The organism is Sporosarcina cascadiensis (assembly GCF_009650995.1).
Classification (GTDB): Bacteria; Bacillota; Bacilli; order Bacillales_A; family Planococcaceae; genus Sporosarcina; species Sporosarcina cascadiensis.
Genome location: NZ_WHVV01000001.1, coordinates 169,883 through 195,234 on the forward strand (window position 1 = coordinate 169,883; position 25,352 = coordinate 195,234).

General features: G+C 45.2%; 21 protein-coding genes. All 21 read right to left on the minus strand.

Annotation, left to right across the window (positions count from 1 at the left end; translation table 11 throughout):
* Positions 1-15: 15 nt before the first annotated feature.
* The 21 genes from GDZ68_RS00845 to rseP all read right to left on the minus strand — a co-directional run bounded on the left by GDZ68_RS00845 (position 16) and on the right by rseP (position 25,349).
* Positions 16-1,683, minus strand: coding sequence for a ribonuclease J (locus GDZ68_RS00845; RefSeq protein WP_153720383.1), 1,668 nt, complete (start codon positions 1,681-1,683; stop codon positions 16-18).
* Positions 1,684-1,796: 113 nt separating this feature from the next.
* A complete protein-coding gene (gene dapA / locus GDZ68_RS00850; RefSeq protein WP_153720384.1) occupies positions 1,797-2,687 on the minus strand; it encodes a 4-hydroxy-tetrahydrodipicolinate synthase in 891 nt (296 codons plus the stop codon).
* A 442-nt stretch (positions 2,688-3,129) separates the two neighbouring features.
* Positions 3,130-4,155 carry an aspartate-semialdehyde dehydrogenase gene (gene asd, locus GDZ68_RS00855; protein WP_153720385.1) on the minus strand — a complete coding sequence of 342 codons (1,026 nt, stop codon included), beginning with the start codon at positions 4,153-4,155 and terminating at the stop codon, positions 3,130-3,132.
* Positions 4,156-4,273: 118 nt separating this feature from the next.
* Positions 4,274-4,864 (minus strand): dipicolinate synthase subunit B, encoded by a 591-nt coding sequence (locus tag GDZ68_RS00860; protein ID WP_153720386.1) that lies wholly within the window; start codon positions 4,862-4,864, stop codon positions 4,274-4,276.
* The gene (locus tag GDZ68_RS00865) at positions 4,837-5,637 is read right to left on the minus strand and encodes a dipicolinate synthase subunit A (RefSeq protein WP_153720387.1); all 801 of its coding nucleotides are present in this window, start codon (positions 5,635-5,637) and stop codon (positions 4,837-4,839) included. Before GDZ68_RS00865 ends, GDZ68_RS00860 begins: the two co-directional genes overlap by 28 nt.
* A complete protein-coding gene (locus GDZ68_RS00870) occupies positions 5,630-5,908 on the minus strand; it encodes a YlmC/YmxH family sporulation protein (RefSeq protein WP_153720661.1) in 279 nt (92 codons plus the stop codon). The genes GDZ68_RS00865 and GDZ68_RS00870 overlap by 8 nt, the downstream gene beginning before the upstream one ends.
* A 59-nt stretch (positions 5,909-5,967) precedes the next feature.
* Positions 5,968-7,221: a M16 family metallopeptidase gene (locus GDZ68_RS00875; RefSeq protein WP_153720388.1), complete on the minus strand. Its 1,254-nt coding sequence runs from the start codon at positions 7,219-7,221 to the stop codon at positions 5,968-5,970.
* 75 nt (positions 7,222-7,296) lie between these two features.
* Positions 7,297-9,411, minus strand: a complete 2,115-nt coding sequence (gene pnp, locus GDZ68_RS00880; RefSeq protein ID WP_153720389.1) for a polyribonucleotide nucleotidyltransferase — start codon at positions 9,409-9,411, stop codon at positions 7,297-7,299.
* 141 nt (positions 9,412-9,552) lie between these two features.
* The gene (gene rpsO, locus GDZ68_RS00885; RefSeq protein ID WP_153720390.1) at positions 9,553-9,822 is read right to left on the minus strand and encodes a 30S ribosomal protein S15; all 270 of its coding nucleotides are present in this window, start codon (positions 9,820-9,822) and stop codon (positions 9,553-9,555) included.
* A gap of 133 nt (positions 9,823-9,955) precedes the next feature.
* Positions 9,956-10,894, minus strand: coding sequence for a riboflavin biosynthesis protein RibF (gene ribF, locus GDZ68_RS00890; RefSeq protein ID WP_153720391.1), 939 nt, complete (start codon positions 10,892-10,894; stop codon positions 9,956-9,958).
* A 12-nt stretch (positions 10,895-10,906) separates the two neighbouring features.
* Positions 10,907-11,818 (minus strand): tRNA pseudouridine(55) synthase TruB, encoded by a 912-nt coding sequence (truB, locus tag GDZ68_RS00895; protein WP_153720392.1) that lies wholly within the window; start codon positions 11,816-11,818, stop codon positions 10,907-10,909.
* Between the two features lie 100 nt (positions 11,819-11,918).
* A complete protein-coding gene (gene rbfA / locus GDZ68_RS00900) occupies positions 11,919-12,272 on the minus strand; it encodes a 30S ribosome-binding factor RbfA (protein WP_153720393.1) in 354 nt (117 codons plus the stop codon).
* A 41-nt stretch (positions 12,273-12,313) separates the two neighbouring features.
* Positions 12,314-12,592, minus strand: coding sequence for a DUF503 domain-containing protein (locus tag GDZ68_RS00905; protein ID WP_153720394.1), 279 nt, complete (start codon positions 12,590-12,592; stop codon positions 12,314-12,316).
* The gene (gene infB, locus GDZ68_RS00910; protein WP_153720395.1) at positions 12,589-15,033 is read right to left on the minus strand and encodes a translation initiation factor IF-2; all 2,445 of its coding nucleotides are present in this window, start codon (positions 15,031-15,033) and stop codon (positions 12,589-12,591) included. Before infB ends, GDZ68_RS00905 begins: the two co-directional genes overlap by 4 nt.
* Positions 15,011-15,358 carry a YlxQ family RNA-binding protein gene (locus GDZ68_RS00915; RefSeq protein ID WP_153720396.1) on the minus strand — a complete coding sequence of 116 codons (348 nt, stop codon included), beginning with the start codon at positions 15,356-15,358 and terminating at the stop codon, positions 15,011-15,013. The genes infB and GDZ68_RS00915 overlap by 23 nt, the downstream gene beginning before the upstream one ends.
* A complete protein-coding gene (rnpM, locus tag GDZ68_RS00920) occupies positions 15,355-15,633 on the minus strand; it encodes an RNase P modulator RnpM (protein WP_153720397.1) in 279 nt (92 codons plus the stop codon). Before rnpM ends, GDZ68_RS00915 begins: the two co-directional genes overlap by 4 nt.
* 20 nt (positions 15,634-15,653) lie before the next feature.
* Positions 15,654-16,838, minus strand: coding sequence for a transcription termination factor NusA (gene nusA, locus GDZ68_RS00925; RefSeq protein WP_153720398.1), 1,185 nt, complete (start codon positions 16,836-16,838; stop codon positions 15,654-15,656).
* A 313-nt stretch (positions 16,839-17,151) separates the two neighbouring features.
* On the minus strand, positions 17,152-17,622 hold the full coding sequence (gene rimP / locus GDZ68_RS00930; protein WP_153720399.1) for a ribosome maturation factor RimP: 471 nt from the start codon (positions 17,620-17,622) through the stop codon (positions 17,152-17,154).
* 382 nt (positions 17,623-18,004) lie between these two features.
* Positions 18,005-22,315, minus strand: coding sequence for a PolC-type DNA polymerase III (locus GDZ68_RS00935; RefSeq protein WP_408020113.1), 4,311 nt, complete (start codon positions 22,313-22,315; stop codon positions 18,005-18,007).
* 61 nt (positions 22,316-22,376) lie between these two features.
* Positions 22,377-24,071, minus strand: a complete 1,695-nt coding sequence (locus GDZ68_RS00940; protein WP_153720401.1) for a proline--tRNA ligase — start codon at positions 24,069-24,071, stop codon at positions 22,377-22,379.
* 18 nt (positions 24,072-24,089) lie between these two features.
* Positions 24,090-25,349, minus strand: a complete 1,260-nt coding sequence (gene rseP / locus GDZ68_RS00945) for an RIP metalloprotease RseP (RefSeq protein WP_153720402.1) — start codon at positions 25,347-25,349, stop codon at positions 24,090-24,092.
* Positions 25,350-25,352 lie beyond the last annotated feature (3 nt).

Below are 25,352 nucleotides of genomic sequence, written 5' to 3' on the forward strand. Positions count from 1 at the left end.
TCATTTGGTAATTAATCAGTATTCCATAATGATCGGAATGATCATCGGACGTCTTTTCGTTTGCTGATATAAATAAGAACTTAACGTTTCACGGATCTCTTGTTTAATGTTTGTCCATTCGAACGTTTCTTTATTCACATATTTCTCAACGATTTTACGGATCAGCTTCGTTGCCTCTTCAAAAAGCTCTTCAGAATCACGAACATACACAAATCCTCTAGATACGACTTCAGGTCCGGCTGCAATTCGTTTCTGTTTTCTGTTAAGCGTCACAACAACCGTGAAGATTCCGTCTTGAGACAACAGCTTACGGTCACGCAATACGATATTCCCTACATCACCGACTCCGATTCCGTCAATCAGGACATTGCCGGCCTGTACTCTGCCGCTCATGCGGAGCTTATCGTTTTTGAATTCCACGATATCACCTTTGTCCGCAATGAAGATCTGGTTCTTGGATAATCCGACTTCCTGCGCCAGTTTGGAGTGCGCGATCAGCATGCGGTATTCCCCTTGAATCGGAATAAAGTATTTCGGTCGCATCAAGTTCAGCATCATTTTCAGATCTTCCTGTGAACCGTGACCTGAAACGTGGACATTTCGTGTAGAAGTCAGCACTTTTGCTCCTGCTTTCGCCAGCTCATTCATCATCTGGAACATAGAAATTTCCATGACAGGTGATGGTGTGAACGTGATCAGCACAGTATCTGTTTGTTTAATATTAATTTCTTTATGATGCTTGCGCACGATTTTTTCAAGTGCTTCAAGCGGTTCGCCTTGGTTGCCTGTTACGATGATGACAATATCCTGATCGTTGTATTTATCCATATCTTTCACTGGAATCACGATATCCTCTTCTACTTGCAGATAACCTAAACGCAAGCCGACTTCAAAATAGCTCTCCAGACTTTTCCCAATCACAATTACTTTCTTCTTTTTCTCAGCTGCCTGATCTAGCACTTGCTGAATACGGATAAAGTTCGATGCATACAGCGCCACTAGAATGCGCCCTTGCGCTTCATGGAATGTTTTCGACAGGCGTTTTACGATTACGGACTCAGATGTTGTATAGCCCGGGCGTTCCGCTTCTGTAGAATCAGACATCAAAATGAAGACGCCTTCTTCTCCAAGTGTCGCCATTTTCGCGATATCCGGACGGTATTTTCCTTTTGCCGCCTGATCAAACTTAAACTCGCCTGTATTGACAATCGCCCCTTCACTTGTATGGAAGACAATCCCAAGAGAGTCCGGGATGCTGTGTGTTGTGTAAAAGAATGTCACATGCGTGCGTTTAAAGTTCATGCGGCTTTTATTCGTCACTTCAAAGAAACGTACGTTTGAAGGAGCCGGCATTTTTTTCAGGTGTTCTTTGGCAAGCGCCAATGTCAGTTTTGTTCCGTACACCGGTGCTTGTACTTTCTGCAGCAGATAAGCAATTGAACCGATCGCGTCTTCATGACCGTGCGTTAAGAAGATTCCTTTGATCCGGTCTTTATTTTCTTCCAGATACGTCATATCCGGTATGACGATATCGATCCCTAGCATTTCGGTTTCAGGGAACATTAAACCAGCGTCCATGATAAACAGTTCGTCATCGATTTCAACGACGTACATGGACTTCCCGATTTCTCCAACCCCACCTAAAGGGATCACTCTAATTATTTCATTTTGAATTTTGGTCACATTGTTTCCTCCTATTATCTTTTCCCGTTCACAACGACTAGAATCCATTATACGAGATAGTGGGCTCACAGTACAAACAAAAAAAGCCGGATTCTTCGTCCGGCTTCACTTTATTAGAGAATAAGTTGGTTTTTTTTGAAGTTTTCTAATGCCAAATCGATGAGAGCCGTCTGTTCCGGCTCCAATTCCACAAGCGGCAATCGTACACCGCCGACTGATATACCGGCTTTTTTCAATGCGTATTTCACCGGCACGGGATTCGGAGCAGAGAACAACGCGCTGAAGACTGGCAAAAGCGCACGATGAATCTTTGCGGCTTCTTTCATCCCGCCTTTTTGGAAGGCTTGAATCATTTGCTGCATTTCATTTCCGACAACGTGGGCAGAAACGGAGATAATTCCTCTTCCGCCAACTGCCAGCAGCGGTAGCGTCAGGCTGTCATCTCCGCTGTACACTTGAAAGTCATCCGCCGTATTTTCAATGATGGCGGCCATTTGCTCCAAACTTCCGCTGGCCTCTTTCACTGCTTTAATATTATCAATCTTCGAGAGTTCGATAATGGTTTCAGGCAGAAGATTGACAACGGATCTGCTTGGAATGTTGTAGAGCAGCACAGGAAGCTTCGTCTCATTTGCGATAGCAGCAAAGTGCGCGTACATCCCTTGCTGATCCGGCCGGTTATAGTAGGGAGTGACGAGCATGATGCCGTCAGCTCCCGCTGATTCAGCAGCCTTAGTCAAATCGATTGATTCCGCCGTACCGTTTGTACCTGTTCCGGCAATGACAGGAATTCGCTTATTCACTGTCTTTACCACAAAATCGAGCAATTCCTTTTTTTCCGCTTCTGTAACAGTTGGAGATTCACCTGTTGTTCCGCTGACAACAACAGAATCTGTTCCATTTGCGATTAAATGTTCCAGCAGATCTGCTGTTTTTTTGAAATCGATTGTACCCTCCGGAGAAAAAGGGGTGACCATTGCCGTTCCTATATTACCCAGTTCCACATTGATCAACTCTTTTCTATTGATACTTTGCCTATATAAGTTGAATTAATAAATAGGCATTCTTTAAGCTACTTAGTACCGTTGATTTCCGTTCTAGGCGGACGCGTTCTGGAGGGCCCGCGGTGAGCCAAGCGGACAGCGAAGGGTCCGCTTTGCCGTATTTCTGCGCCTTTTGCAGAAATTAAGGCAAACAGTGCTCCTAACGCTACGCTTTTACTCGCAAAAGCCGTTCTTCGTGACGGCTTTCGCTCCCCTAAGTTGTCTCACCTGTCGGGCTGATCCTCCCAGAGTCGTTTTAGCCGCGGGCTCACACGAAGTGAGTCATGCAACCGTTGCCGCAGGACGCGGCGTACTTAGGTTGCCTTGCACTCCAATCAACTGAGCAGATAGAACATAGCTTCCTTATGATGTAAAACCAACTTATATAGAAATCGTTCTTCAATCAGTTAATCAGTTCTTCGGCAATCTGCACCGAGTTTAATGCAGCGCCTTTCAGCAGGTTATCCGAGACGATCCACAGATGGAAGCCTGTTGGCTCGTTTAAATCTTTACGGATTCTGCCGACGAACACTTCATCTTTATCCTCTGCATAAAGAGGCATTGGATAGAGTTGCGCAGCGGGATCATCTTGCAGTACAATACCCGGAGCATTTTTCAATAAACCTCTCAGATCCTCTACTGAGACGCCTTCCTGATCTATCTCGATGTAGACCGATTCGGAATGCCCTGATACGACAGGAAGTCTGACACAAGTAGCTGCTACTGACATATCGTAATCGTTAAATATTTTCTTTGTTTCATTGATCATCTTCAGCTCTTCTAATGTATAGCCTGATTCATCAAATGAATCGATTTGCGGGATCGCATTGAACGCAATTGGATAGTGGCGCTGGGCTGACGCTGAAGGCAATACTTCCGCCTGAATTTCACTGCGGTCCGTAAACTGCTTGCTTTGTTCAGCCAGCTCGTCAATTGCTTCCACTCCTGCACCGGAAACCGCCTGATACGTGGAAACAATTAAACGGTTCAATCCATACTTTTCTTTGATCGGCTGCAATGCCGCCACCATCTGAATTGTGGAGCAGTTTGGATTGGCAATAATTCCTGAGTGATTGGCTAATTCCTGCGGATTCACTTCGGGCACAACAAGCGGTGTGTTCGGATCCATACGGAAAGCACTTGTGTTATCAATTACTACCGCGCCTCTTTTCACTGCTTCATGTGCAAATTTCTCTGAAATACTGCCGCCTGCACTAAAGAATGCAATGTCAATTCCTTCAAAAGCTTCGGGTGTTGTTTCGTGTACTGTGTAAGTTTTTCCTCCAGCTTTGATTTCTTTGCCTGCAGATCGTTTGGATGCAAGTAACTTAATCGAATCGGCAGGAAATTTCCGCTCTGTCAATTTCTCAAGTATTTTTGTTCCTACTGCTCCCGTAGCTCCGACAATGGCAACATGTACATTCTTCATTTAAATCTCCCTTTCAATGATTAACAAGCAATATTCGGGTCCACTAGAAAAGACCGCGTCTCGTTAATTGTTATTGTACGAATTATAACATATTTTGCGGAATTTAAAAAATCTATTTTTATGCATCTTTATGAGAGATCAATAATGGCTGCAGCTGCTTACCTAGTATGGCGGATGCCGCAGTGGCCGGTAATAATGTAAAATCTGCTATTAATGAGTTTGGTTTTTTTATGCAATCATCCTGCCCAAACGGTATAAAAAATACATGTTTCATATTCAGCAGTTTCATGAGATTCATGCCGTTCAGTCCCAGTGCATCATTTGTCGAAACACCGAGCACCACTGGTTTACCGTTTCGAAGTGTTGCTTTGGCAGCCATCAATACAGGTGAATCTGTCGCCGCATTTGCCAGGCGGCTCATCGAATTGCCTGTCAGCGGCGAAATTATCATACAGTCTAATGGATTGGTCGGCCCGAACGGCTCCGCCTCCACAATACTCGATATAACTTTTTCTCCCGTCGCTTCTTCAATTCGTTTAATCCATTCTTCTCCTGTGCCAAATCGCGTGGCGGCATGGAGTACAGAATGAGTAATAATCGGCACGACTGAAGCACCTTCATTTTGTAATGAAGCAATCATCGGCAGCAGCTGGTCATATGTGCAGTGCGAAGCCGTAATCCCTAATCCGATTCGTTTTCCTTCAAGCATGTAGCTCCCCTTTCTTCTGTATCCATTCTCAAAATCGCGTCAGCCAGAACTGCTGCCGCGTCTGCAGGGAAATGTATCCCGGGCAATTTGAGGTGTATCGTATAGTATTCAGAAGTCTGGCCGGGCTTTAGGCAGCCGGGCGCCGAAGCCACGTCAAATATATGCAGGCAGCTGGCTGCTTCAAGCCACTGTGAAGGAATCGTGTTGACTAAGTAACCGTCTGGGAAATGTACAGTCGGTGTTAACCTTACTGGCGTATAGCCTAATAAACCGGCTTCCGCCAGCTGTTCTTCTGCACGGGCAGCAACGGTGACAGATGCCTGCAGGCTGTGCAGTACATGAGCGACTGCCTTTCCGACACGGCCGAAGCCCGCTATATAAAAATGTTTGCCTGCAATTTGCCGCTTTGTCTGTTCATAGAAAACTTGCAAAAATGCTTCTGCAGTCAATTGTGCATTCTGCCATATAAAATATTCATTTTCCAAATAACTCTGATAGTTGATACCGGACTTATTCAGCTCAGCCAGCCAACCCGGCGCAGTCTGACCGGTATACAAGACGGCATCTTTCCCAATCAATTCAGCAGGGATCGGCTGCTTCATAGCCAGCAACGGCAGTACGACGCGATTTGGCTGCCATTCCTCTAAGATGAGCTTCAATTTATCATCAAAAGAATCCTGGGCGAGATAGCAGCTTTCGCATCCTTTTTCCTCTAATACATCATTCAATATGTTAAGTCGCTGATCTGTTCCGACCACCAGCCATTTACTCATCGTCCGACACATCCTTACGGTCCAATTCATGCGTTTTGCCGAATAAGATCCTGTCTTCCCCTACGAGTACGATCTCATGCCACGGGATATATTCAATGATATCCTGGTCTTTTTGACGAAACAGTTGCTTACCAAGCTTTTTCCTGATTTCAAATCCGATAATATCACCGGTTTTCGGATTGAACAGCAAATCTGTATCGCCTAAAAAGCCATAACGCATACCTTCTTCCACTTGAATCAATTCTTTTTGCGCCAACTCTGACAGAAGCATCATGTTCCTCCCTCTCTCCATATCTTCTATCATCATATGTAGAGAAAGAGAGAAGTCGACTAGTTGCGGAATTTTTTATACTGATGAATATTTATTTCGGGGGCAAGAAGAGAAACTGCTCGGTCACTCGTCAGTACTTGCTGGCCAAGCCGGTAGACACTGCGCTTCTCTACCTGTTCAATACGCTCCACTACCTCTTCAATCGACTCATGCTTGCCTAATACGAGTTCATTGCGTCCGTTGCGGTACATGCGTGACTCGGAACTTTCCAATCCCAATACGAAGCTGCCTTTTAATTGTTCTTTTGCATTATGCAGCTCTTTATCCGTTAGTCCGTCGTGTAATATTTCAGCAATGACATTCTCAATGGTCTGATATGTCTCTTTAAAGTTTTCTGGAGACGTGCCGCAATAAATAACGAATCCTCCTGCTGTTTCGTATGCCGAATAATACGTGTGCACAGAATAGGCTAAACCGCGGTTTTCCCGGACTTCCTGGAACAGCCTGGAAGACATCGTACCGCCAAGAATACTGTCGAATAAACTAAGTTCAAAAATTTTGTCATGTGTTGCGGGAAGTGACGGATAGCCGAAGCATACGTGGGCCTGTTCAATATCTTTTGCTTTGATCGACTGTTTAGCAGCAAAGTCAGGAAGCTGCTTTTTTTCTGGCAGCCATGCGGTTTTGCGCTGATATGAGCCGAAATGGGCTTCAATTAATTTGATGAGTCTTTCATCATAGCTGCCTGCGATGGATATAACAAGGTTTTCAGGCCCGTAATGCTGCTCCATGAACTCAGCCGCCATCTCTTTTGTAAAGCGCTTGATTGTCTCGCTGCGGCCGCCTACCGGCTTACCGATCGGGTCATCAGGAAACATGGCTGCCCATAATCTTTCATCCACATCTTCATCAGGCATATCTTCTACAGAGGAAATTTCGTCTAATATAACGGATTTCTCTTTTTCCATCTCTTTCTCATCAAACTGCGAATGAAAGAACATATCCGATAAGATAGTCAGTGCGTACGATGCATGATGGCTGAGTACCGTCGTGTAGTAGCAAGTCATTTCCTTAGACGTAAACGCATTGAGGTCTCCGCCGATCTGGTCAAACTGTTCCGCAATCATCCGCGCAGTTCTGTTGGCTGTCCCTTTAAATAACATATGCTCAATGAAATGAGCAATTCCTTCCTGTTCCGCTGTTTCATCAGCAGATCCTGCATGAACCCACAGGCCGACTGCAACTGATTTCACATGGGGCATTTTCTCATGGACTATCCGTACGCCATTCTGGCATATATGTGTTTGAATCATTGACTTCACTCCTTAAAAGTACAAAAAGCCTCCTTCGCCGCAACTTGTGCAGGAAGAGGCTTGTTCGCTTCTGTCTTACTCTTTATTTTCTTTAGCTTTTTCTTCTTCAAGCACAACTTTGCGTGAAAGGTTTACGCGGCCCTGTCTGTCAATTTCAATTACTTTGACGAACAGCTCATCTCCAAGCTTCAGTTCATCTTCCACTTCTTTCGTACGGCCTTCCTTGATTTCGGAAATATGCAATAAGCCGTCTTTTCCAGGGAAGATTTCTAAGAATGCTCCGAATTTCTCAATACGTTTTACTTTAGCTAAGTAATATTCGCCCGCTTTTGCTTCACGCACGATATTTTCAATCATACTCTTAGCTTTCGCATTCATTTCAGAGTTCGGTGATGAAATGTAAATTGTACCGTCCTGCTCGGTATCAATCTTCACTTGAGTTTCCTCAATGATCTTATTGATGACTTTGCCGCCAGGTCCGATTACGTCGCGGATCTTGTCCGGATTAATGTGGATAACCACGATCTTCGGTGCGTATTCAGACAACTCTTCACGAGTCGAAGATATGGTTGTCATCATATGTTCAAGAATCTTGATACGGCCTATTTTTGCCTGTGCCAATGATTCTTCAAGGATCTGACGGGATAACCCATCAATTTTGATATCCATTTGAAGAGCAGTGATGCCTTTATCAGTACCTGCCACTTTAAAGTCCATATCGCCCAAATGGTCTTCCATGCCTTGAATATCAGTCAAGATGGAGTAATCTTCATCCTTTTTGATCAAGCCCATTGCAATGCCTGCAACCGGTGACTTAATCGGAACACCTGCATCCATCATGGCCATTGTAGACGCACAGATTGATGCTTGTGAAGAAGAACCGTTTGATTCCAGTACTTCTGCAACGAGACGCATGGTGTAAGGGAATTCCACTTCATTCGGAAGAACTGGAAGCAATGCACGCTCTCCAAGTGCTCCGTGACCGATTTCACGACGGCCGGGTCCGCGGATCGGTCCTGTTTCACCGACACTGAAGTTCGGGAAATTATAATGATGCATGAAACGCTTTGACTCATCCAGACCGATTCCATCAATGATCTGCACTTCTCCAAGCGCCCCTAAAGTACAAACACTCAATACTTGTGTTTGACCGCGTGTAAATAAAGATGAGCCGTGCACACGGTTTAAGAGACCTGTTTCAGAAGCCAGCGGACGAATTTCATCCAATGCACGGCCATCCGGACGGACTTTATCAACTGTGATCAGGCGGCGGACTTCATCTTTCACCATCTGCTCAAGCACAGCTTTCACTTGCTTCATCGTAGTATCGTCAGCTTCCTGCTCCGTGTAACGTTCAAGAACAGATGCTTTCACTTCATTGATTGCTTCTTCACGGGCATGTTTTTCTTCCGTCTGAATAGCTGCCATCAAATTATTTTCGCAGAGGTCTTTTACTTCTTTGCTGATGTCTGCATCTAATTCGAACAACTCGATTTCAAACTTTTCTTTACCGATTTCCTGAATAATCTGCTCTTGGAAAGCGATCAGCTTTTTGATCTCATCGTGACCGAACATGATGGCTTCCAGCATGATATCTTCAGAAACTTCTTTCGCTCCTGCTTCCACCATGTTAATCGCATCTTTTGTTCCGGCTACTACTAAGTCGATTTCAGACGTTTCGAGCTGTTCTGGTGTCGGGTTGACGATAAAATTACCGTCAATGCGCCCTACCTGCACGCCGGCAATCGGTCCGTCAAACGGGATATCCGAAATAGACAGCGCCAAAGAAGAACCAATCATAGCAGCAATCTCAGAAGGACAGTCCTGATCTACAGACATCACAAGTGAAATAACTTGTACATCATTACGGAAGCCGTCGGGAAATAAAGGACGGATCGGACGGTCGATCAGACGGCTCGTCAATACTGCGTGTTCAGACGGACGTCCTTCGCGCTTAATAAAGCCGCCGGGGATTTTACCGACTGCATATAAACGTTCTTCATAGTTAACGGTAAGCGGGAAAAAGTCCAGAGGTTTTGGTTTCTTCGAAGCGGTAACTGTGGATAAAACGGTCGTATCGCCATAACGCACAAGAACTGCGCCGTTTGCCTGTTTTGCAAGCTGTCCTGCTTCAATCGTCAGCGGACGGCCTGCCCATTCAAGTGTGTAAACTTTTTTTTGTTCTGACATGGTAGAACTCCTCTCTATTGTGGAACTTGTTGCATAATAGTTGTATGTAATTAGTAGTAGTGTATCAAACCTGATACATTTATGCTAAAAATATTCTTCATTCCATAGAAAAAAGCGGGCAATGCCCGCTTTTTAGTCTTATTAACGGCGTAAGCCAAGTTTTGCAATAAGATCACGGTAACGTTGAACGTTAGTTTCACGCAAATATCTTAAAAGACGACGACGTGTACCAACCATTTTGTACAGACCGCGACGTGAGTGGTGGTCTTTCTTGTGCGTACGCAAGTGGCCGTTCAGGTTATTGATCTCTTCAGTAAGGATAGCAATCTGAACATCAGCAGATCCAGTATCATTTTCATGAGTCTTGAATTCGTTGATCAATTCAGCTTTTCGCTCTTGTGTAATAGCCATCCTTTTCACCTCCTAAATAAAAGTATCCCCATCTCCCGAGCAAACGTTGGTGACTCGTGTTGCCAAGAAGCGGTTCGTGTCATTAACACTACTTTATCATATCACGGCATTCTGTTGGTTGCAACAACCAACTCTAATCGTTTAATAAGTCTATTGCAGTTTGTTTATCCTTGCCAATCTGTTCTTTCAGCGCATCGAGTGAATCAAATTTCCGCTCAGATCTAATGCGGTAAAGCCAGTCAATCGCCACATGCTTCCCGTAAAGATCCATATTAGCGTCCAGAAGGTGGACTTCAGCTGTGGGCAGTCGATGCTGCGGATCATGGAAAGTCGGTTTCACGCCCATATTGCAAACACCTGCATGCCAGTCCCCGTCAATCAGACAGCGCACCGCATACACGCCGTTTGCAGGCACGATCACTTCTTCCTGTGTATGAATATTTGCTGTTGGAAATCCTAATTGACGCCCTCGCTTTTCTCCATGGATCACTTCTCCGAAAGTCCTGAATGGACGACCCAAAAGACCGGCAGCTTCCTCTACGTTGCCGTCTGCAAGCAGCTGGCGCACTTTGGTGGAAGAGACCTTTTCTTCTTCGTCAAATGTCACTTTCTCGATTACCGTCGTGCCATACATTCCGTCAGAAAGTTCCTGCATATCGCTCATCGTACCCGAGCCTTTCATGCCGAATGTAAAGTCAAAGCCCGCTGTCACATGCTTTACACCTAACCCTTTGATAAAGGTATCGATGAATTGTTGAGGTAACAGACTTGCCAAGTCCCAATCAAAGCTGACAATGAACAAAGCATCCACTTGCAACTCTTCAAGCAGTCTGATTTTTTCAGGCAGAGGAGTTATATATCCAACATTTTTTCCTGAAAACAACTGGGATGGATGCGGATCGAATGTCATGACAGCGGTTTCTATTTCTAACTGCTCTGCCATTCTTGCGGCTGTCGTAATGACTTTTTGATGCCCTTTATGTACGCCGTCAAAAAAGCCGATTGCCAATGAATATTCATGTCCCGGTTCAATTTGCAGCTGATCAGGATATCGTAATCTATAGACTTTCATTTCTATCTCTCCTTACTCGTTGGACAGTAACATCTTTTCAGGTTTCATCAGCCCGATTTTCGTTGGATGATTTTTATAAATCGCCAATACTTGTCCATTATACGTCAAAATAACCGAAACGTGTTCCTGCAATAACTGAACGGCTGGAAGCACCTGTCCGTTTCTGATACTTTCCAATAAATCAGGATCTATTTCCAATCGCGGAAATTCTGTTAAGACATCTTCTACAGGACGCAGGATTGAATCGACTTGTCTCTCTTCCATCAGCTGCGCGACTTCTGCAAGCGTCTTGCAGTCATTTTGCGTAAAGTTCCCTGAAACAGTTCGAACCAAAGATTCCATATGTGCCGGATATCCGAACAACTCGCCAATCTGAACAGCGAGCGTTCGTATATAAGTCCCTTTTCCACAGCGGACTCGTATAGAAAAAGACACGTCTTTTCCGGAGAAAACAGATGCTTCATCCAGCAGTTCAATTTCTTCAATATAAACTTGTTTTGCCGGCCTTTCCACTTCTATCCCTTTTCTTGCGTATTCATACAGCCGTCTCCCATTCACTTTCACCGCCGAGTACATAGGGGGTATTTGTGTAATTTCACCTGTCAGCTGCTGAAGCTCTTCCAGTAGCTGTTCTCTGGAAATAACTTTATCAGAATCATCACGGCTCACAGTTGCTCCCTGCGCATCTTCCGTTTCTGTTGACCTGCCTATGGAAACTTTAGCGATATACTCTTTACCGGCATCTGTAATATAAGATGCCACTTTTGTTGCACGGCCGATACAAATAGGCAGGACGCCTTCTACTTCAGGATCAAGCGTGCCTGTATGGCCTACTTTTTTAGTGTGTAAAATTTTGCGAAGCTTAAATACACAATCATGCGATGTCATGCCTTTTTCTTTCCATAATGGAAGAATGCCGTTCATACTATACCTTCTTTCCTATGGATACTATATTATTTATTGTTCTATGTAAGAAGGGAGGAAGTCATTATGCCTAAGCGATAATGAACTTCCTCCTCATTGTTTACTGCTCTTCTTCTTCAACATTCACTTGACGGATCAAGCTCTCGATTCGATTACCATAGGCAACCGATTCATCCATTTCAAATTCAATTTCCGGCGTTTTACGCAAGCGAATGCGCTGACCGATCTCTGTGCGAATAAATCCTTTCGCTTTTGAGAGACCGACTAACGTATCCTCTCGTTCTTTATCGGTACCAAGAACAGAAATGAAAATTTTTGCTTGCTGCAGGTCACCTGTTACGTCTACTCCTGTAACCGTTACAAATCCGATACGCGGATCTTTTAGCTTCTGACCGATAATATCGCCCAGTTCTTTCTTCATTTGCTCGGCTATTCGATTTGCACGCACTGACATGGCAGTTCACCTCAATTTCATCATCTTTGAAAGTATTTCGATTATAAATAATCGACTGTACACGCAGTCATTTCCCAATCTGGATTCGATTCAAATAAACGGATCGCTCTTCTGACTTCACGTTCTGCAGCTTCCTTAGCCGAAGCTACCGCAACTAAAGCAAAAGTAGTACGCTGCCAAAGATCTTGATGATCAATTTCCGCGACAGAAACATTATAAGAATTTTTCACTCGATCTCTCATCCGGTTTAAAACGGCCCGTTTCTCTTTCAGAGAAGCAGCCCCCGGTATGAAAAAGGAACATTCCGCGTAGACAATCATACTCGCTTAATTTCCTCCATTACGTAAGCTTCAATGATATCTCCTTCTTTAATATCATGGAATTTTACGATGGTAATTCCGCACTCATAACCCTTCGCTACTTCTTTCACATCATCTTTGAAACGCTTCAATGTATCAAGCTCTCCTTCAAAGATTACGATGTTATCGCGCAGGATACGAACACTTGAATCACGCGTGATCTTACCGTCAATCACATAACTACCTGCGATTGTACCGATCTTCGTTACTTTAAATGTCTCGCGAACTTCGGCCTGTCCGATTACTTTCTCCTCGAACTCAGGATCTAATAATCCCTTCATCGCAGATTCGATTTCTTCGATTACTTTATATATAACACGGTGAAGTCGGATATCTACGCCTTCCGCTTCTGCTGAACGCTTCGCATTTGTATCAGGTCGTACGTTAAAGCCGATTACGATGGCATTTGAAGCTGCCGCCAATGAAATATCTGATTCATTGATTGCACCTGCACCCGTATGGATGATTTTCACGTTGACGCCTTCTACTTCAATTTTCATAAGTGAGGCAGCCATTGCTTCAACAGCACCCTGCACATCTGCTTTTACAATCAAATTAAGCTCTTTCATTTCGCCTTGCTTCATTTGATCAAACAGATTGTCGAGTGTAACACGTGTTTTCTCCACGCGCTGTTCCTGCAGTGCTTCTCCTGCACGGGTCTCACCAATCTGACGTGCTGTCTTTTCATCTTTAAATACAACGAAACGATCGCCAGCCTGCGGCACATCGCTCAATCCTGTGATTTCAACAGGAGTTGAAGGAGCAGCTTCTTTCACACGGCGGCCTAAGTCACTGACCATCGCACGAACACGTCCGTAAGTATTACCTACTACGATCGGATCTCCAACGTGCAGTGTTCCGTTCTGGACAAGAAGTGTAGCAACGGATCCTTTTCCTTTATCAAGCTGCGCTTCAATAACTGTCCCTCTAGCTCTAATAGAAGGATCTGCAGTTAATTCGCCTACTTCTGCTACTAATAGAACCATTTCGATTAACTGATCAATGCCTTCACCTTTAAGCGCTGAAATCGGAACGAAAATTGTATCGCCGCCCCAGTCTTCAGAAACTAAACCGTGTTCCGTCAGTTCCTGCATAACGCGGTCAGGATTTGCTGTTGGCTTATCCATTTTATTTACAGCTACAATGATTGGAACTTCAGCTGCTTTCGCGTGATTGATCGCTTCGACAGTCTGCGGCATTACACCGTCATCAGCTGCTACCACTAAAATTGTTAAATCCGTGATTTTCGCTCCGCGCGCTCTCATTGTCGTGAAAGCTTCGTGTCCCGGTGTATCTAAGAAAGTAATTTTCTTATCACCTTGTTTAATTTGATACGCACCGATATGCTGTGTGATCCCGCCTGCCTCACCTTGCGTTACTTTTGTATCGCGGATAGAGTCAAGAAGCGTCGTTTTACCGTGGTCTACGTGACCCATGATTGTAACAACCGGCGGTCTTTCTTCTAAAGCGCCTGGCTGTTCTTCTTCTTCCTCAGGATCTTCAAAGTAGATTTCCAAATCCGTAACGTCAATTCGAATCTCTTCTTCCACATCTACACCGTATTCAGCACAGATCAATTCAATTGCATCTTTATCAAGTTCTTGGTTAATGGTTGCCATTACACCAAGCATGAACAGCTTTTTGATGATTTCAGAAGGCTCTTTGCCCAGTTTCTGTGCCAGTTCGCCGACTGATAATGATTCATAGAATGTGATTTTTTCCGGCAGCGGCTTTTCAATCTTCTGTGCCGGTACTGCCGGACGGTATCTACGGCGTCCTTGGTTAATGCCGCGTGCCGGCGGTCTTCCGCCACGGCCGCCGCCTGGACGTCCTCCGCCGCCAGGACGTGCTGTGTTACCGCCCTGATTTTGTCTTGGCTGCTGATTGCTGCCTGCTGTTTGAGCAGGTCTTGATTGCTGATTGCTGCCTGTCGTCTGGGCCGGTCTTGATTGTTGGTTACTTCCTTGGCCCTGTCGCGTTTGCTGGTTCGCGCCAGTTTGCTGTCCTTGTGTTCTGTTGCCGGTTGCTGCCCCAGCCGGACGCTTAGCTCCTGTATTGCCGCCTTGGTTTGTGCGGTTTCCAGTTTGCTGTGAACGGTTGTTGCTTCCTTTTGCTGTGGACTGTCCTGAGTTGGACTGCTGAGGCTTTCCTGCATTATTTCCGCCTTGGCGGTTTGCTGCCGGACGGTCTGTCTTTTGATTATTGCTCGGCTTATTCGACGGACCGGCATTTTGCGTTTTCTGCGGAGCAGTAAACTTTTTATCCAGCTTCGTCACAGTTTCCGGATCAATTACTGACATATGATTGCTGACTTCCACTTTCATATTCCCTAATTCATTAATAATGTCTTTACTCGATTTATTTACCTTTTTGGCATATTCATGTACTCGTATTTTCGTCATTAGCCCACCCCCGGTTATAATCGTTGAGGAGCTCGGATAACTTTTTGGCAAAACCTGTATCCGTAAGCGCCAATACTACCCGCGCTTCTTTTCCTATCGCATGCCCAAGGTCTTCACGACTCCCGAAATCATGCTTCTCAACGTTGTAAGTGTTACATTTATCAGTTAATTTTTTTTTCGTATTTGCTGATGCATCTTCTGAAAGGATGACAAGTGCCGCATTGCCCGCACGTACTTCCCGAACAACCAGATCCTCACCCGTCACAATTTTCCGTGCACGCGCCGCCATTCCGAGCAGTTGATAAATTTGCTTAGCATCTGTCATTTGATTGCCTCTCGGCGAATCGCGTGAAGCAGATCATCATATACCTGCTCAGGAACCTTTGCACCCAGCTGATGTTCAATCGAGTGCTGTTTCCGTGCTTTTTCTACGGCGTCCTCCGACTTGGAGACGTATGTTCCGCGTCCTGACTTTTTCCCTGTCAGATCCACTGATACTTCTCCTTCTTTCGTACGGACAATCCGGATCATTTCTTTTTTAGGCAGCATTTCGCCTGTAGCTGCACATTTGCGCAAAGGGATTTTCCGATTGTTCGACATGGGCATGCAATCCTTTCCAATCAATCTTCTTCGTCTGTATCTGCGTACAAATCAAAGTCTTCTGTTTGTTCAGCCGGCACTTCTTCTTCATACTCATATGCTTCCAAGAATTCGTCTGCTTCAGTTTCTTCAGTATCCAATTCTTCTGCAGCGCGGGGATAGATCCCCATTTCCCGAGCATCTGTTTCACTTTTGATATCGATTTTCCAGCCTGTCAATTTAGCAGCCAGTCTGGCGTTCTGACCTCTTTTTCCAATTGCCAGCGATAGCTGATAATCCGGAACCACCACGGTAGTGGAACGGTCTTCCTCGTTCACTTGAACGTCCATCACTTTTGACGGGCTCAGGGCATTCGCTACAAATACAACCGGGTCTTCCGACCATTCGACGATATCGACCTTCTCGCCGTTCAGTTCATTAGAGATCGACTGTACCCGCGCACCTCTTGTTCCTACACAGGAACCGACCGGATCCACTTCGTCATTTGTTGTAAAAACGGAAATTTTCGAGCGGTCTCCAGCTTCACGCGCAATGGATTTGATCTCTACTGTTCCATCATAAATCTCCGGGACTTCCAGTTCAAATAAACGGCGCAGTAATCCGGGATGTGTTCGGGAAACAAATACTTGAGGGCCTCTTGCCGTTCTTTCCACTTTTGTAATATATACTTTAATTCGGTCATGCGGTGCGTACGACTCTGTCTGAATCTGTTCACTTGAAGGCAGCACAGCCTCTACTTTACCTAAACCGACAAACAGGTTTTTCGGATCCATCCGCTCAACAATACCGTTGACAATATCTTCTTCACGGTCAATATATTCTTCATAAATCAAGCCGCGTTCCGCTTCACGCACACGCTGTGTAACAACCTGCTTCGCTGTCTGTGCGGCAATCCGTCCAAAATCACGCGGTGTGACTTCTTCTTCGACAATGTCGCCAAGTTCATATACGGGATTGATGACTTCTGCATCTTCCAATGAAATCTGCAGACGCTCATCTTCCACTTCTTCTACAACATCTTTTCGCGAATAAACCTTCATTGTACCTTTATCCAAGTTTAAATCCACACGGACGTTTTGTGCCTGATTAAAGTTTCTCTTATAGGCAGTCACTAGGGCCGCTTCAATCGCATCCACTAATACATCTCTTGAAATACCTTTTTGTTGTTCAAGAGCTGTCAGCGCTTCGAGTAGATCACTACTCATGTTCATCACTCCCACATTCGATTATCTTTATGCCCTGCTATGACGGCGCTTTCCACTTTTGGTGTCATCCAGCTGCAAGCGCCAGCCTCTCGGGTCGTTTCGGTCTTAAAGATAAAGGCAATGAAACGCCTTTATTTTAAGCCCTCCAACGCCTGTCGAGGCTAGACGGCGCTTTCCGCTTTTGGTGTTATCCAGCTGCAAGCGGCTAGAGGCTCGGGTCATAAGTCAAAGCTGCTGTGTGCGGCAAAGAACGCCGCGTCGCAGCTTCGTCTTATGCCTGCCGCCTCTAAACAGCCGCTTTCCGCTTTTGGTGTTAAAAGTCGATGGCCAGCCGGGCGAGGGCAATTTTGGTTTTGTCAATTTCTACTAGTACTTTTCGTGTCTTGATGCGTATTTCTACTTTCGCGAAGTCAGGACCGTATCCGAGCAGGTATCCTTCGAATTCTTTCAGCCCGTCAATCGGCTCGTATGTTTTGATGAAAACGTACTGACCGACAGCTTTTTCAAAATCCTCATCTTTTTTCAATGGTCTTTCCGCTCCGGGAGAAGACACTTCAAGGAAGTAGTTTTGTGGAATTGGATCTGTTCGGTCCAATTCCTCGCTTAGCTTCTCACTGACCGCGGCGCATTGGTCTATGTCGATACTCCCTTCAGGTGTGTCGATATAAACACGCAAGAACCAGTCCCGGCCTTCTTTTATGAACTCGACGTCTACCAGTTCAAGCCCCAATTCTTCAACAATCGGTCTCGCAAACTGCTCGACTTCCTCTGTAATTTTACTCACATGTATCCCTCCCGAAATTAAAATCAATCACGCCTTGGCGTGATTGCGTCTGGATTTTGAAATGAGGCCTGCAAAATGCAGGTCAGACAGACGCTACCGCAGAATGCAGTGTCGTCCGCACGCCTCAAATGTAACTCCACTCAAAATCCATGACATCCGCCGGAGGCTTATCTGGATTCAGCCGAAGTTTGAAACCCACTAAACAAAAAACCGCTTGCATTCGCCCTGCTCCTGAATGTTAGAAGCAGGCTTCTGCTGAATCCAGATAAACAACAGAAAAGAGCGGGAAACCCCACTCTTTTCAGCAAGACGTATAGCAAAAGTTGTTTCAATCGTATCACAACGCCATTTACAATGCAACTGATGGGGCCATGCACAGCCTTTAGAACAAGGATAATTGGTTGGCTTCAGGCATACCTTCCAAGCAGCCGAGTGTATCTAAGTACTCGGTAATGGTCTTGGAAACACGGCCGCGCTTTTGCAGGTCTTCTTTTGATAAAAACTCGCCGTCTTTTCGCGCTTCCACTATTGTTTTGGCAACGTTCGTTCCTAATGAAGGAACTGAATTAAACGGCGGTATCAATTGATTGCCGTCTATCAAGAACTCAGTCGCATCCGATTTATACAGATCAGGCTTCGCAAAAGTGAAGCCCCGCTCCACCATTTCCAGCGCAATTTCAAGCACTGTCACCAAGTTTTTTTCTTTCGGCGGTGCATCCAGACCTTTATCATTGATTTCTTTAATTTTTGCCCGGATGGACGCAGAACCTTTTGACATCGTCACCAGATCGAAGTCCGTTGCCCGCACCGTAAAATATGTTGCATAATACATGATTGGGTGATGCACTTTGAAATATGCTATTCGCAAAGCCATCAATACATAGGCCGCAGCGTGTGCTTTCGGGAACATATATTTAATCTTCTTACATGAGCTGATATACCAGCCCGGTACTTTATTCGCTTTCATTTCAGCTTCGAATTCTGGTGTCAGTCCTTTACCTTTACGGACAGATTCCATAATCTTAAATGCCAGCGAAGGTTCAAGACCCTGATAAATCAGATAGACCATAATATCATCCCGGCAGCCGATTACTTCTGACAGCTGGCACGTTTTATTCTGGATCAGTTCCTGCGCATTTCCAAGCCAGACATCTGTTCCGTGAGACAACCCCGAAATCTGAATCAATTCCGAGAAAGTCGACGGTTTTGTCTCTTCAAGCATCTGACGGACGAAACGCGTACCGAATTCGGGCACACCGAGCGTTCCTGTCTTACAGTCGATCTGTTCCTGCGTTACGCCTAATGAAGAAGTTCCGCTAAACAGTGCCATAACTCCTGCGTCATCTGGTGCAATCGTTTTGGCATCAATTCCTGATAAATCTTCAAGCATCTTAATCATCGTCGGATCATCATGACCAAGAATATCAAGCTTGAGCAAGTTATTATCGATGGAGTGGAAGTCGAAATGCGTTGTCTTCCAACTCGATTCTATATCGTCCGCCGGAAATTGAACCGGGGTAAAATCAAAAATATCCATCGTATCCGGAACAACAATAATACCGCCCGGGTGCTGCCCTGTATTACGCTTTACTCCGGAACAGCCCTGGACTAGACGGTCAATTTCCGCACCCCTCATCTGCAGATCATTGTCATTCATATAGCCGCGCACATAACCGTATGCTGTTTTTTCAGCAACTGTACCGATTGTACCTGCCCGGTACACATAATCTTCGCCGAACAGTTCTTTCGTATAGTTATGCGCATGAGCTTGATATTCGCCGCTGAAGTTCAAATCAATATCCGGTACTTTGTCTCCGGCAAAACCAAGAAAGGTTTCAAACGGGATATCCTGTCCATCTTTTTTGAACATGACATTGCAGTTCGTACATTCTTTATCAGGCAAATCGTAGCCGGAGCCGACTGAACCGTCGTCAAAGAATTCATGCGTTTTACAAGATGGACAGACGTAATGAGGCGGCATCGGGTTAACTTCCGTGATTTCCATCATTGTCGCGACAAATGATGAACCGACAGACCCCCGTGATCCAACCAAATAGCCGTCATCGAGCGATTTCTTAACAAGTTTATGAGAAATTAAATAAATAACCGCGAAACCATTGTCGATAATGGATGTTAACTCTTTCTCAATCCGCGCTTCAATAATTTCAGGCAGCTTATCTCCGTATATATGATGGGCCATTGAATATGTCAGCTCTCTGACCTCTTCATCGGCACCTTCAATCGTCGGTGTATACAAATCATCCTTGATTGGTTTGACGTCACCGACACGTTCCACAATCTTCAACGGATTTTCAATGACAATTTCCTTTGCTGCCGCCTCGCCTAAAAATGCGAATTCCTCCAGCATTTCATCAGTCGTCCGGAAATGAACCGCTGGCAGAGAATGTCGGTTCATCGGGTTAGCCCCGCCTTGAGAACGTACTAATACTTTGCGGTATGTTGCATCCGTCTCGTCCAGATAATGAACGTTCCCTGTCGCGCAGACCGGCAGGCCGGTTTTCTTGCCGAGTTTCAACATTTTCCGCATAATATCTTCCAAGTTCCACTCATCCCGAATTAAATCCAGCTCCAGTAAGTGAGAGTATACAGGCTTTGGATGGATTTCAAGATAATCATAGAAACTCGCTATTTCTTCAACTTCTTCCATCGGTTTCTGCATCAGGCCTTCAAAGACTTCTCCTTTGTCACAGCCTGAACCTACCAGCAGTCCTTTGCGATGTTTCACTAACAGCGAACGCGGAATCCGCGGCACCCGGTAGAAAAAATCCATATGTGAGATGGATACGAGCTTGAACAAGTTTTTCAAACCTTCATTGTCGGTCGCAAGCAAAGTACAGTGAGACGGACGCGATCGTTTATAGGCGTCTCCCTCTCCAATGTTTTTATTGAGATCATCCAGCCATTCGATCCCTTTTTCCTGTGCTTCCGTCAGCAGACGCAGAAATAAATAGGCTGTTGCCTCCGTATCATATATCGCCCGGTGATGCTGAGTTAGTTCAATATCGAACTTCTTCGCCAGCGTATTCAAGCGATGATTCCGCAGTTCTGGATACAGGAAACGTGAGAGTTCTAATGTATCGATTACAGGATATGCGGCAGTTTCAATTTTCGCCCGTTTGCACGAAGCATAGAAAAAGCCCATATCGAATGAAGCATTGTGCGCAATCAGTACAGCATCTCCGATAAATTCAATAAAATCAGCCATTACCTCAGATACTTCCGGTGCATCTTTGACCATGTCATCTGTAATTCCTGTCAAGTCGGTTGTGATAGAAGACAGCGGATGATGCGGATTGGCAAATCGTTCAAAACGGTCAATAATTTCTCCGTCACGGACGCGAACCGCAGCAAGCTCGATAATGGTATCGTAGACTGCCGACAGTCCGGTAGTTTCCACGTCAAATACCACATACGTATCGGTTTCCAATCGTCTATGCTGTTCTTCATAAACAATCGGCACCCCGTCATCCACTAAATTTGCTTCCAGGCCGAATAACACTTTAATTCCGTGTTTCTTTCCTGTGTTATAGGCTTCAGGAAACGACTGTACATTGGCGTGGTCCGTAATCGCGATAGCCGGGTGCCCCCATTTTGCCGCCTGTTCAACGAGTGCCTGGGCAGAAACAACTGCATCCATCTGACTCATGGACGTATGTGCATGCAATTCCACACGCTTTTGTCCAGCCGGCGCTTTGTCTTTGCGTTCAACAGAAGGGATAACGGCAAGATCCTGCGCCATCATAATTAAATCCCTTACGAACGTATCATTCTGGATGCTTCCCCGTGCACGTACCCACATGCCTTTCTTGAACGACTTCATGATTTCGGCATCTTCATTGTCGCGTGAGAACATTTTCACCAAAATTGAATCGGTATAATCTGTAACTTTTAACGTCAGCAATGAACGCCCGCTGCGAAGTTCCCGCACTTCCGCATCAAAGACAAATCCCTCAATAATCAACCGGCGTTCCTCATCTTGAATTTCATGAATCGGCATGATCGCTTCTCCTGCTTTGATCGGTGTGCCAAGAATCATTGGTTTGTCAGAATCGCCCTGCTCACTCTTCATAGATTCACGCTGCTGCAGTTGTTCAAATGCTTTCTTTGAAAGTACGTCTTCTTCCTGCTGTTTCTGCGAAAGAAATTGCTGCAGTTCTTCTTGTGCACGTGTATTTTCTTCTACTTTTACGTCGACTAGTAAAGAAGGAAAACCAAACTGACGGTAAAGCGCAGCCAACGGTTCCGTGTATTTATTTTTCAGCGTCTGACATTCCAAATCGCTTGAACAATTAATCTGCAACTTCTCTCCCTGCAGAACCGGTTTCTGCCCGTTCAAACATTGACGGAGCGGAGGAGAAATATCCGCCAATCCTTCTATTACAAGCGGCCAATAGGAAATAATCAACTGCTCATCATATGATTTATTACGGGTTTCAATTTGAAGGTGCACATTTGCAATCGCGGCAAATGTTTCATGGACACGCTGCTGCATTAGCTGAAATACATTGACAGGCAGCACCTGATCAAGTGTCACATTAAATTTCCACACTCTCGATTTCGTCTGTACAGTCACCCGGTTTAATTCAGCGTGCTCAAAAAACGGCATCAGCTGATCATCCGTCAAACCGGTCTGCTGCAGCAAAGTTAAAAATTTCTGGGCGGCATCCAATATAAATTCCTCCAATCTATCGCGAAAAGAAGGGAAGTTCCGCTGACGGACTCCCCTTCTCTGTTTATTCTGCAGTAAAAAATGATTGCAGCTTCTCAAGCACTTCTTCTTTTTGCCAGTCTATTGACTCACCACTGTGCCGGAATGTCACTTCGACAATTCCTTCACCGGCTCTCTTACCAATTGTAATCCGAACCGGCAGGCCAATCAAGTCAGAATCAGCAAATTTCACCCCGGCCCGTTCGTCCCGGTCATCATACAGAACATCATAACGATAAGATTCCAGTACTGCATACAACTCATCAGCCAATTGCTTTTGAGTTTCATCTTTCACATTCACAGCGACCAGATGAATATCAAAAGGCGCTAAATGCTTCGGCCATTTTAACCCATTTTCGTCGTTATACTGTTCAGCGATGGCAGCAATAAGCCGCGATACGCCCAGTCCGTAGCTGCCCATAATGAAAGGCTCAGCCCGTCCATGATCATTGAGGAAGTTTCCTTTCATTTGTTCACTGCAGCCGGTTCCCAGCTTGGAAATATGACCAATCCCGATGCCTTCAGCAAACTTGACCGAACCCATTCCGTCCGGCGAAGGCTCACCTTCCTGTATATAGCGGATGTCCAGATAGTCATCAATCGCGAAATCCCGCTCCGGATTGACATTGATTAAATGATGATCCTCTTCATTGGCTCCCGCCACCCCATTGACAATGTACCCCACCGCGTGATCAGCAAAAACTTTTACACCGATCGGCAGTTTCACCGGACCCACTGATCCTGCATGGCAGTTAAGTAATTCTTCAATCTCTGATTCACTTGCCAATGAAACTTCATCAGCCTTCAGCACTGCTTTTAATTTATGTTCATTAATGCGATGGTCACCGCGGCAAACTAGTAAAACATGGTCGCCGTCTATTGTATAGACTAGTGATTTAATGATTTTTTTCGGATCAACAGACAGGAATGAAGTGATATCATCTATAGTCCGGACGTTTGGCGTGGCTACTTTCGCTGTATCTTTCGGTTTCTCCTCCGTCTGCTCATAATCAATATTGACTGCCGCCAATTCGATATTTGCTGCATAGGAAGAACTGTCACTGTATGCAATCTTATCTTCTCCGATTGCCGCCAAAGCAATAAATTCATGCATGCCCGCTCCGCCGCCTGATATAACCATGCGGAAATGAACACGGAGACGCGTCAGGATATTTGTATATGCCTGCATCACTTCGAGATACTTTTCATCTAAACTTTCCTGTGTCGCATGGAATGAATAGGCATCTTTCATGATAAACTCACGGCTCCGAAGCAATCCAAAACGCGGCTTGTCTTCATCACGAAACTTGGTTTGAATCTGAAACAGTGTCAAAGGCAGTTTCTTATACGATCTCACTTCGTCTCTCAGCAACGAAATCATCAGTTCTTCATCGCTCGGACTGAGTGTGAATTCTTTGCCATGACGGTCCTGAACTTGAAACAGCTCTTTACCGTAAGATTTCCAGCGATCGCATTCCTGCCGGATTTCAGTCCGCTGTAAAGCAGGCATAGAAATTTCGATACCTTCAATTGCTTCCATTTCCTGACGTATGATGTTTTCCATTTTACGAAATACCCGCTGCGCAAGTGTCAAATAGGTAAAGACGCCGTTCGCATTCTGACGGATATAGCCCGCACGCAACAATAGCTGGTGTGAGCGGATATCAGCGTCAGCAGGCGTTTCCCGCATCGTAGGTATAAATGTTTTGGATTGTTTCATGATATGCTTCCACCTTTTTTAAAAGAAAAATCGTTGAATGTCATTCCATGTCACAACAAGCATCAAGACCATGAGCAGCATGATTCCGACGAAGTGCACCATACCTTCTTTTTGTTTATCGATCGGTTTTCCGCGCAGTCCTTCGAACAGGAAGAACAATAACCGGCCGCCGTCAAGTGCAGGCAGCGGAAGCAGGTTCATAATACCCAGGTTAATACTCAGCACAGCTCCCCAGTTCATCAGGTTGAAAATTCCATATTGAGCCACTTCTTCTGTCGCTTTATAAATACCAACCGGCCCTGACAACGCATCAATCGTAAATTGTCCTGTTACTAGCTGGCCGAGCAGTTCAAAAATTTTCACTGTCCATGTGTAAGTCTGCTCTGCACCGAAAACAAATGATTTCACAATGCCCTTTTCAAGCGGACTTGAATATAATACACCAATCTGACCATATTCTTTCCCGGCATCTTCGACAGTATCCGGTGTGACGTTCAAAGATACTGAACTTCCGTCACGTTCCACTTCCACTGCCATCGGAACGCCTGGACTGTCCTGAATCGCCTGTGAAAACTGCGTCCATGTCTTGATTTCTTTTCCGTCAACGCCCGTCACCAGGTCATTATCCTGCATACCCGACACTTCTGCAGGGGTATCAGGCTTCACTTCTGTAATAATCGGTTCATTCGTTGGCACACCATTCATCAGTCCAAGTGCCAGGAAAATGAAAAACGCCAAGATGAAGTTGAAAAGCGGTCCTGCAAAAATGGCCATCGACCGCTTGCCGAGTGACTTGGATTCAAACTGACGGTCATACGGCGCGATTAGGGTTTCTTGTCCCTTTTCAATAATCATAGCAGTTCTTGCGATATTCAGATGAACAAACTGCCCGTCTTCGTCATAACCTTCTATAAACAACTCTCGATCTAAGTCTGATTTTTCTACTTCCACATTTAAAATGTTCGGATTGGAAACATTTCGGTTTAAATAAATTTTTTCAATCTCATTTTGAGCATTCAGCAGCAGACCCACTCGATAGCCAGGCTGCAGTTCCACCGTGTCAAAATCTTCTCCTGCCATCCGTACATATCCGCCAAGCGGAAGCAGACGAAGCGTATATTGTGTTTCACCTTTACGAATTGCCAATATTTTTGGTCCCATGCCTATCGCGAATTCACGCACCATGATGCCTGCTCTTTTCGCAAACAGGAAATGCCCGAATTCATGAAACGCAACGAGTGTCCCGAATATTACTATGAACGCAATAACGGTTTCCATTCA

Bases quoted from the DNA above. Each gene is read 5' to 3' on its own strand.
- asd (WP_153720385.1), bottom strand. From the start codon at position 4,155: ATGAAGAATGTACATGTTGCCATTGTCGGAGCTACGGGAGCAGTAGGA.
- GDZ68_RS00860 (WP_153720386.1), bottom strand. From the start codon at position 4,864: ATGCTTGAAGGAAAACGAATCGGATTAGGGATTACGGCTTCGCACTGC.
- GDZ68_RS00865 (WP_153720387.1), bottom strand. From the start codon at position 5,637: ATGAGTAAATGGCTGGTGGTCGGAACAGATCAGCGACTTAACATATTG.
- GDZ68_RS00870 (WP_153720661.1), bottom strand. From the start codon at position 5,908: ATGCTTCTGTCAGAGTTGGCGCAAAAAGAATTGATTCAAGTGGAAGAA.
- GDZ68_RS00875 (WP_153720388.1), bottom strand. From the start codon at position 7,221: ATGATTCAAACACATATATGCCAGAATGGCGTACGGATAGTCCATGAG.
- pnp (WP_153720389.1), bottom strand. From the start codon at position 9,411: ATGTCAGAACAAAAAAAAGTTTACACACTTGAATGGGCAGGCCGTCCG.
- rpsO (WP_153720390.1), bottom strand. From the start codon at position 9,822: ATGGCTATTACACAAGAGCGAAAAGCTGAATTGATCAACGAATTCAAG.
- ribF (WP_153720391.1), bottom strand. From the start codon at position 10,894: ATGAAAGTCTATAGATTACGATATCCTGATCAGCTGCAAATTGAACCG.
- truB (WP_153720392.1), bottom strand. From the start codon at position 11,818: ATGAACGGCATTCTTCCATTATGGAAAGAAAAAGGCATGACATCGCAT.
- rbfA (WP_153720393.1), bottom strand. From the start codon at position 12,272: ATGTCAGTGCGTGCAAATCGAATAGCCGAGCAAATGAAGAAAGAACTG.
- GDZ68_RS00905 (WP_153720394.1), bottom strand. From the start codon at position 12,592: ATGATTGTCTACGCGGAATGTTCCTTTTTCATACCGGGGGCTGCTTCT.
- infB (WP_153720395.1), bottom strand. From the start codon at position 15,033: ATGACGAAAATACGAGTACATGAATATGCCAAAAAGGTAAATAAATCG.
- GDZ68_RS00915 (WP_153720396.1), bottom strand. From the start codon at position 15,358: ATGACAGATGCTAAGCAAATTTATCAACTGCTCGGAATGGCGGCGCGT.
- rnpM (WP_153720397.1), bottom strand. From the start codon at position 15,633: ATGTCGAACAATCGGAAAATCCCTTTGCGCAAATGTGCAGCTACAGGC.
- nusA (WP_153720398.1), bottom strand. From the start codon at position 16,838: ATGAGTAGTGATCTACTCGAAGCGCTGACAGCTCTTGAACAACAAAAA.
- GDZ68_RS00940 (WP_153720401.1), bottom strand. From the start codon at position 24,071: ATGAAACAATCCAAAACATTTATACCTACGATGCGGGAAACGCCTGCT.
- rseP (WP_153720402.1), bottom strand. From the start codon at position 25,349: ATGGAAACCGTTATTGCGTTCATAGTAATATTCGGGACACTCGTTGCG.